The sequence below is a fragment of the Streptomyces sp. NPDC057654 genome, assembly GCF_042800135.1.
GTDB lineage: Bacteria > Actinomycetota > Actinomycetes > Streptomycetales > Streptomycetaceae > Streptomyces.
Genome location: NZ_JBHVHQ010001418.1, coordinates 1 through 1,258, shown reverse-complemented (window position 1 = coordinate 1,258; position 1,258 = coordinate 1). Strand labels below are relative to the sequence as shown.

Annotated in this window: 1 protein-coding gene; it reads left to right on the top strand. The window is 69.3% G+C overall.

Annotation, left to right across the window (positions count from 1 at the left end):
• The coding region (locus ACFU99_RS44045; protein ID WP_384404466.1) for an amino acid adenylation domain-containing protein at positions 1–1,258 on the top strand (1,258 nt) is incomplete at both ends.

The window sequence follows — 1,258 nt, the reverse complement described above, 5'->3', positions numbered from 1 at the left end:
CGGTTCGTGGCGATCGTGCTGCCGCGGTCGGCGGACAATGTGGTGGCGATGCTGGCGGTGCTGAAGGCGGGCGGCGCGTACGTGCCGGTCGACCCGGAGTACCCGGACGAGCGCATCGCCTTCACGCTCACCGACGCGGCCCCCGCGATCGTCGTCACGAACGGCGAACTCGCCACACGACTGCCGGACGCCTGCGCCGCCGACAAGCTGCTGTTGGACAACCCTGAAACGGTGGAGGCCCTGGCCTCCGGGCCGACTGACGTCGAACGGCTCGCCCCGCTGTCGGTGCGCCACCCCGCGTACATGATCTACACCTCGGGTTCGACGGGTGTGCCGAAGGGCGTGGTGGTGGAGCACCGTTCGCTGGGTGCGTATGCGGTGCGGGCGCGTGAGGCGTATGCGGGTGCGGTGGCGGGTGTGTCGTTGGTGCATTCGCCGTTGGCGTTCGACTTGACGGTGACCGCGTTGTATACGCCGCTGGTGAGCGGTGGGTGTGTGCGGTTGTCGGAGCTGGATGAGCAAGCCGCTGACGGCCCGCGTCCGGCCTTTATGAAGGGGACGCCGAGCCACCTGGCGATTCTGGAGGCGTTGCCGGAGGGGGTGTCGCCGTCGGGGACGTTGATTCTGGGTGGTGAGGCGCTGGTCGGTGAGGTGCTGGCGGGGTGGCGGACCGCGCATCCGGATGTGACGGTCTTCAATGCCTACGGTCCGACCGAGGCGACGGTGAACTGCCTCGAATTCCGGCTGGCGCCGGGGGAGCCGACGCCGACCGGCCCGGTGCCGATCGGCCGTCCATTCGCCAACACCCGTGCGTACGTGCTGGATTCCTTGCTCCGGCCCGTGCCGGTGGGCGTACCCGGCGAGCTGTATGTCGCGGGCGTGGTGCTGGCACGTGGGTATCACGGGCGGGCTGGGCTGACGTCTGAGCGGTTCGTGGCGGATCCGTTCGGTGGGTCCGGTGGGCGGATGTATCGCACGGGCGATGTGGTGCGGCGGCGTGGCGATGGTGACATCGAGTACGTGGGTCGTGCGGACGATCAGGTCAAGCTGCGGGGCTTCCGTGTCGAACTGGGCGAGATCGAGGCGGCGTTGGCGGGGCATCCCGCGCTGTCGCGGGCAGCGGTGGTCGTGCGGGAGGACGAGCCGGGGGACAAGCGGCTCGCCGCCTACGTCGTGCCCGAACCTTCGGCGGCGACTGTTCCGAGTGCCACGGAACTTCACACCTACCTGTCGGAAGCGCTCCCCGAGTACATGGTGC